Below are 6,562 nucleotides of genomic sequence, written 5' to 3' on the forward strand. Positions count from 1 at the left end.
CTTGAATTCTTTTTGCAGCGAATAAAACGGATTGACCAAATCTGCAAAACAGTTTATAAAGATCATCCATTTTATCATCCGGGTTACTTCCTGGAGTATAGTCAATAATATCAGCTATTTCATCCATATATTTTTCAATAAAATCTTGTTTGCTTTTCATTCCTTCCATTGCAGCTAACCGTAAGGTATTATATAATCGTTGTCTTGTTTCGGAATTAGGGATATGCCTAATAAAATCATCAGCATATTCTGCATCATATTCCTCAAGCTCTGTAGCAAAAACCGCAAATCTGCGATCAATACACTGTGAACAACAGCCACAATGGGCTGCAATACCAGGTTTGTTTCTGGTTGAACTACAGGAAACAGAACTTGAAATAATATTTTGCTCATTATTATTCTTAAAAATCTGGAGTATATCAGCTTTTGTCTTGTTTGAGTATGGTGTCAATAACGAAAACTCTTCGCTAAAATAGCGATAGAACTTTTGAAGGAGTGCAATAGCTTTTGGATGTGTCGTCCTGCTGGCGCGCGCATTAAAAGTATCCGCTTGTTTGGGTAGGTTGATGCTTGTTATTCCGTTTTCATAAACATAAAACTCCTGCTTTTCATAACAATTGCAGATTGCAAACGCAATTGCTGAATATAAGAACATTCTTGACCTTTGAGTTTCCTCTTTGCTAGGAGTGTTCTTTTTAAAATGACACTCAAAATTATAATGCTTAATCCTATGGTTATACCTTTTTTGCAGATAGCCGATAATGCTATTTTGTGTATGTGTCACACTGTTATTAGCTTTATGACTTACAAGACAAAGCTCCTTACTTTTAAAGGTATTGAGATATTCAATTACTCCCGCTAAGGAGTCTAACCCTCCTGAAAAGAGCATAACTTCGGTATTCTTTGCCTCAGAGATTGTTATGTATTCATTATTAAACAAAGATAGCTGGTGATTGGGAACGATGTTAGGAATTTGCTCATACTTTTCGAATTGGAAACTATATTTTCTATCCCCGGTCATGAATTCCATTGCACTAGAAATAGCCGCAGAAACTTTAGGGTTCGACCAGAACAAGTTATCTCTAACGGGAATGTAGAACTGAAAGGAACGTGCCCAGCTATTGTTATTTATACTGTTGCGTTCGCCTCTATCCACAGCTCTATCGGCACAAAACACGTATGCCGCTATCTCCAATAAATCAATTATTCTTGGTGGAAGGCTTTCAATATCATTTATAAACTTGTTGAAACCGATATTTATGTTTGCATCAAAATTCTCCAGGTCAAAATAAGATAGTTTTAAACTTTTTTCTTCTTTGTTTTCGGGAGCTACGGATAATTCTCCACAGAAAACATTAACCACAGAAGGCTGAAGATTCATAATTCATCAGCCTCCCTTCGAAATTCCTCTCGCATTTTTCCGAAGGAAACTCTTAAAAAATCAACTATTTCTTTTGTTGGCGGGATATTATTTTTAGCATAATTATTAAACCAGCCCGCCGCAAAGGATTGCATGATTTTTGAGGTTTCAAATGCATGATGTGAGATAGCTTCAGCTTGCTCAGATAGCTTTTTTGAAAAAACCTCTATTGATCGGTAATCATTAATTGTACTAGCTGCTTCACGTTCCAGATAATATTTTAAATAACGATCTGTAAAGGAAGCAAAAAAGCTGCGTGTAAGTTCACAAAAAGCAGCTCCTGAGCCTATATTACTCCAAATATTTGAAGGTTGCTCTCTAAATAGAGAGAGTTGATCGTCATGATTATTACGCTCATAAGCTGTTATTGTTTGCAATATTGCATCTCGAACCATTTTATTTGATTCAAGAGAACCATTCTCTGTGGTAATAAGGCCCTTTGCACTTCCCCAACAGGTATTCCAATACATAGACGGGCACGTTAGCGCCTTCCTTGATTTTTTTGGTCAGATCTTTCCGGACGATTTTTCCTGCGAAGGCATCACACAACAACGCATTTATGCTTTCGCCGTTCTCTTCAAACATAACCCGTCCTCCTAAAACTGAATGCTGCCGCCGAAAACAAGGTCAATGACAAACGGGATTCTGGCATATTCCCTGTTTACAAGCTCATCTTCGTCTTTGAGAATGAGATAATACTCCTTTGCCTTGTCATACGCCATATCCTTCAGCGTGAACTTCTCTTTATAGGTACGCTTGCCGGGATTACTACTAGTGCTCTCCGCGATGATGATATTCTCATTGGAAATCCTGTTTCCGGCCTCATCCGCGAAATACGCCGTCACACGAAGAGGAAGAAGCTTTTCACCTACCGGCTCATTCTGGAAGAAGGTCAGATGAGTAATGACGCTGGTGATTTTCCGGGACAGGTTGGTAAGATTCAACGACACCTTCTTCGCGCTCATGGAGCGGCTGAGGTTCTTGTCACTCTTAAACTTAACGACCGGTATAACGACCTCTTGCAGGCTTGTCCCGCCGTGAACATAGCAACTGCCGGAACCTTGCGCCTTAAAGCAATTAGTCGCACGAGGAATGATGGCGCGGATATCCGTCTTGTCTTTTGCCAGGTAATTCAGCGAAAACGCCTGTGTTCCCTGAATATGGACATCTGCTTTCGTCAAAATGAACCTGCGCTTCGATTCTATCCCGATAGCGTCTTCCCTGGGGGTCTTGTCTCTTTCCGCAAGAGGCGTCCGGCGGTAAATGTACCCATGATCCGCGGTAATCAGGATATTGATGGCGCTGATATTGTTCCTAAGCGCCCTGACAAGCCCGGAAAGCTCCCGAAAACACTTTTCCGTAGCCTCGAACACCTCATGCTCGGTGGCCGCGTTATCACCACGCGCGTCAATCGTATTGTGATAGATGTAGATGAGTTTCATGCCGGAAAACTTCTCCGCCATTTGCCGCTTTGTCAAGCTCATGACATTTTCATAGGTAATGGCAATAGACTCTTCCTTCACAAGCTTCAGGATTTTCTCCCGGTTTTCTGTTCCCTTGGTGGAGATGCCGTCGATGACGATATCCGCTTTATCCGTCACGGCAATGCTCTTATGCGGTAAAAGAGACGCCATTCCCAAGGGTGTGTAAGACGGAATCACACCCAGCATCACATCCAGCTTGCTGGTCCCCTTTTGTTCTCCGTTAAGCATGGCGTTCAATTCCACCGCCGATTCGTAGCGCAGGCCGTCCGAGATAATGACAACCAGCCGTTCATTGTCGGAAACAAAGCGCCTGACATACTTCTCATAGAAGCCCTGCTGCGGCGTAACGCCGGGAACCTGCCATGCTGTCCCGTCATCCAGAAACGCGCACCATTTCATGGAAAGCTCATTCAGATACCAATTGGTATAACAGTTTTCCACCTTTTCAAAAAGCGGAATAAAGCCGTCCTGCTCCGCCAGCTTGTCGTAGCTCAGCAGGAAATGCCGGTAACTGCCGTCCAGCTTGTAGTAGGCTTCCCGATAGTTTTCAAAAAGCTTCGCCATGGTAAGCCCCGGCAGGCCGGCGTGCTTCCGGCCAAGCTCCAGGAACTCGGAGGCGTACAATAAGGCGTCGTATTCTGTTTCAAATTGCGGATAGTAGCGCCGGTTTCTCCGGCTGTGGATGACCTTGCGGTATCGTTCGTATTCACCCGCCTGCAGGCTGATCCTCTCGCAAATCCGGCTGATGATGCTGTGGTCGAACTCCTCAAAGGTATCACAGTCGATGATCTCGTCAATGTTCCACTCCGGTATGCGCCCACTCAGGTTCAGTTTGTCCGCCACAAAGCCTGCAAGCTTGTTATACGCGTCCCAAAGCCGGGTATTCTTCATGAAGTTATCTACAAACACAAAGCAATTGGAGTTTGAGGACACATACGTCTGCCATTCCTTCGGCAAGTTGCCGTTGATACTGTGGGACAAATGCGTGACCAGCAGCATAATGGCCAGCTTTTCGAGGCTCTGTTCAGGAAAGTTATAGCCATAAGCCTTCTGGATCAGTGTCCATAGCGCGTCCACATTGCCAAACCTGGCAATGCTGTCGTATATTGCGGTTTCTCCGTTTGCCAGCTCAATCAACAGCTTTCTCACAACATGATCAAGATTGGGCGCGGGCAGCTTGCTGAGCGCTGACAATACCCCCACGTCAATTTTGGTCTCGGTATATGGCGCAAGCCGATACCCCTCAAACCGCTTGCAGCGTTCGCTGTTTCGGAAAAACAGCTTGTAACGCGCCACCACATGGCGCAGGGAGCTGTCGATCTTAAAGTTCAGCAGGTTCAGCGACGTTTCGTCGGTGGAAAAAGTCTGGCTGTACTTGATGGTGTCGGCCAGCCAGTTTTCCTTGTTCGCCGGACGGGGCAACGGGGAATAAACCAGCAGGTTGCCGGCCGTGTCGGTTTCCTCTATGTAGAGCTTTACGGCAAACATGTTGTTGTCATAAAGCTTGATGATCTTCACGCCTTCAAGTTCCAGGCTGTCGATATCCCCGGCGAAAACTCCTTCCTCATCGTACCAGAAGACGATGTTGCGGACGCTGCCCTGCGAGAGCTCGCGGGCAAACTGCCGCTCAAGGGCTTTTTTCACTTCGGTCAGGTTCATTTTTTCACCAGCCTTTACGGCTATACGCTTATTAACTGATTTTCGTATGCCAACTGATTATTCAGCACGGCAACTGTCAGATTCCACGTCTTAATTTGCCGTTTTAATTTCTTCTTCAATGCATCGTTTATTGGACTCAGCCAATCGATTTCATGACCGTTGATAACGAGTATAAGTTTTATTGCAATACGAGCATACTCCGCCTCATGAAAACAACGCGGCATTTCACCATCTTTATCCTCTTTTCTTTTTAATATGAATGCTTGTATTTATATTATACCTCAGCTCTTCCCAAATAAATCCATTTTCATCGTTTTGCCGTCATCCCTCGGCACTTCGACACCCTGGAACTTGGCGTAGTTCACCGTCACGCCGTCGTCAAGGTCAAGCTCGATAGCCTGATGCGCGATGTGCGCCACAACCTGATCGTACGCCCGGCGCTCTTCGATCTTCTTTCGCAGGGCTTCGATTTCCTTGCGGTAGGCCGCTTTTTCACCGGCGTTTTCCGTGATGCCGGTGAGCATCTGAAGCCGCCCGGTTTCCGACCGTATTCGACACACTCCAGGATTATGTTGTTTCCTTCAAACTTGTACCGCCGTCCGCAAACCATGTACCATGTGGAGTTACTTCAAAAGTTCTTGCTTCTTGCAGAAGAGAGCCGGGAGCCCAGGCCAAGCCTTCGCTTTTAATATTCTGGCCGGCGCCTTTTACCATATCCCAATTTCTCCCCACCAGTGGTTCTAAAAAACCCCGGCAGGGAACTTTTTCAGGGCTTAACACATGGCCCCAAAGGGGTTCATCCTGACCAAGACCGATGCGAACCACCTCTTTGTCCGGGCGCCACCGTCCGGGGAAACCGGGCAGCGTGATCGCCTCATTTCCATCGCTTCCCAGGATCTGCTCAGGAATCCCTTGTAGTTCCAGCAGCCCAAATCCATATTTTCGCTCTCCACCGATCTGAAGACGCTTGACCAGCTCGGCAAAGTTAACTTCACTGTTTGTATCGTTTTGGGACAGAACAATACCCCCGTCTTTTTCAATTACTTGAAATACCGCTGTTTCAGCAGGTTTTTTTATCCATAATAGTCCCCTTAAATACACAGGGGTAAAGTTATCAGCATCAGTGCGTGATGAAATAAGGTATGGATTGATAAACTCCACTTGATGCAGCAAACCCTCCTCAGCGGTAAAAGTTTCCGGTTTGACCGCGGTGGAAGCCATGGAACTAAAAAAGTACTTTTCAAAATCCCGCCGGGTTAAAAGCTTGTCCGCCAGGCCGAATTTCAGCCCTTCTCTTTCGGTGTAACGGGGGAGATAAAGCGTATCGCCTCCGGTGTAAAGGTAGAGATTGCTAAAACGAAAGACTTCTTCCAGGGCTTGGCCTGTTTTCAAGTAATCGGACAAAGGAAACAAAGGTGCCAACTTTGCCGTCAGCGCTCCCCAGACGAGCTTGCCCGGAGCATAAGGGCGGGTGCGGAAAAGGTGCATTGTTTTGTGAAAGCCAACGTGCAAAGGGGAGCGAAGACGGAAGGTCCAGGTGTAAAGACTCCAGCTCATTCTGCCTCACCACCGCTTTTCAGCCGCTGCCCCGCGCCTTCTTTTTTAAGCGCCTTGGCATGATAACGGGCATAAATAAGTGTTTTTTCAATTAAAAAAATTGCAAGGAATAATTCGTCCAAATTTGATAACAAGCCGTTTTCTTTACTTAGCTCAGCTGTCAGATCGGCCGGAGAATTATTTAGTAATTAACTTTTGTTCTTTTAGCAAGTTGAAAATGTTGTTTTTAATTTCTCCAGTCCCTTTTTCCTCTTTGCGTGATAATATTTTGTTGGTTTTTTTCCCACAGAACCTTTCCGCCGCCGTAGCGCAGCCAGTTTTTCACTGCGGGAGCTATGGGGACCGAGCCGGATTTTATCCAGTTATTCATCTTAAAATCTTTCGTCCAACCCCGGTAATAATCGTTTTGACCTCTTTTTCCCCGTTCTCTAATTCCATCCAC

The 6,562-nt window shown here is 45.4% G+C and carries 7 protein-coding genes and 1 pseudogene; all 8 read right to left on the reverse strand.

Annotation, left to right across the window (positions count from 1 at the left end; translation table 11 throughout):
- A partial coding sequence (locus tag A4E54_RS08540) for a hypothetical protein (RefSeq protein WP_286725613.1) occupies positions 1-1,381 on the reverse strand: 1,381 nt, incomplete at its 3' end.
- On the reverse strand, positions 1,378-1,797 hold the full coding sequence (locus A4E54_RS08545; RefSeq protein WP_286725615.1) for a hypothetical protein: 420 nt from the start codon (positions 1,795-1,797) through the stop codon (positions 1,378-1,380). The genes A4E54_RS08540 and A4E54_RS08545, both read right to left, overlap by 4 nt.
- A gap of 67 nt (positions 1,798-1,864) precedes the next feature.
- Positions 1,865-2,005: pseudogene (locus A4E54_RS08550) on the reverse strand (anti-phage BREX system Lon protease BrxL); the annotation flags it as partial.
- 11 nt (positions 2,006-2,016) lie between these two features.
- Positions 2,017-4,563 (reverse strand): BREX-1 system phosphatase PglZ type A, encoded by a 2,547-nt coding sequence (gene pglZ, locus A4E54_RS08555; RefSeq protein ID WP_286725617.1) that lies wholly within the window; start codon positions 4,561-4,563, stop codon positions 2,017-2,019.
- 281 nt (positions 4,564-4,844) lie between these two features.
- On the reverse strand, positions 4,845-5,123 hold the full coding sequence (locus A4E54_RS08560) for a hypothetical protein (protein ID WP_286725619.1): 279 nt from the start codon (positions 5,121-5,123) through the stop codon (positions 4,845-4,847).
- A 7-nt stretch (positions 5,124-5,130) separates the two neighbouring features.
- On the reverse strand, positions 5,131-6,120 hold the full coding sequence (locus A4E54_RS08565; RefSeq protein ID WP_286725621.1) for a hypothetical protein: 990 nt from the start codon (positions 6,118-6,120) through the stop codon (positions 5,131-5,133).
- Positions 6,117-6,242 carry a hypothetical protein gene (locus A4E54_RS08570; protein ID WP_286725623.1) on the reverse strand — a complete coding sequence of 42 codons (126 nt, stop codon included), beginning with the start codon at positions 6,240-6,242 and terminating at the stop codon, positions 6,117-6,119. Before A4E54_RS08570 ends, A4E54_RS08565 begins: the two co-directional genes overlap by 4 nt.
- A 104-nt stretch (positions 6,243-6,346) precedes the next feature.
- Positions 6,347-6,562 (reverse strand): hypothetical protein (locus A4E54_RS08575; protein ID WP_286725624.1); only part of this gene is annotated, 216 nt, incomplete at its 5' end.

Source organism: Pelotomaculum sp. PtaB.Bin117, assembly GCF_002067195.1.
Classification (GTDB): domain Bacteria; phylum Bacillota; class Desulfotomaculia; order Desulfotomaculales; family Pelotomaculaceae; genus Pelotomaculum_D; species Pelotomaculum_D terephthalicicum.

What these genes read in the sequence shown, in the direction of transcription:
- pglZ (WP_286725617.1), bottom strand. Translation starts at nt 4,563, where the DNA reads ATGAACCTGACCGAAGTGAAAAAAGCCCTTGAGCGGCAGTTTGCCCGC.
- A4E54_RS08565 (WP_286725621.1), bottom strand. Translation starts at nt 6,120, where the DNA reads ATGAGCTGGAGTCTTTACACCTGGACCTTCCGTCTTCGCTCCCCTTTG.